This is a genomic window from Pseudoalteromonas piscicida (assembly GCF_002744175.1).
Lineage (GTDB): Bacteria > Pseudomonadota > Gammaproteobacteria > Enterobacterales > Alteromonadaceae > Pseudoalteromonas > Pseudoalteromonas piscicida_B.
Window position 1 is genome coordinate 1 of record NZ_NKHF01000146.1, and the last position, 408, is coordinate 408.

The 408-nt window shown below is 44.1% G+C and carries 2 tRNA genes; both read left to right on the forward strand.

The annotated features are described in order from the left end of the window. Nucleotides 1-55: 55 nt before the first annotated feature. Nucleotides 56-132: transfer RNA gene (locus CEX98_RS22165), tRNA-Ile, on the forward strand. Between the two features lie 119 nt (nt 133-251). Next, nucleotides 252-327 (forward strand) — tRNA-Ala (locus CEX98_RS22170). Nucleotides 328-408 lie beyond the last annotated feature (81 nt).

The following is a 408-nucleotide window of genomic DNA, read 5'->3' on the forward strand; positions in this document are numbered from 1 at the left end:
CGAAGTGTCCACACAGATGATTGTTGAATAGAATTAGAGAACACAAACATTGTTTGGGTCTGTAGCTCAGCTGGTTAGAGCGCACGCCTGATAAGCGTGAGGTCGGTAGTTCAAGTCTACTCAGACCCACCACTTTGCTTTGATGCTGCGTCTTTTCACGACTCGTTTAGCGAACTAAACGTCGTCGTAAAAATCCTTGCCTAAAAGCAAAGCTAAGTGGGAAGTTCAAAACAATGTTATCCTAGTAATGTGGGGCTATAGCTCAGCTGGGAGAGCGCCTGCCTTGCACGCAGGAGGTCAGCAGTTCGATCCTGCTTAGCTCCACCACTTTACTACACCTTCTTATAGATAAACACTCTTACTCAAGTTTAATTAACTGAGAGTTTTTAACTCTGAGAAGTTATTCTC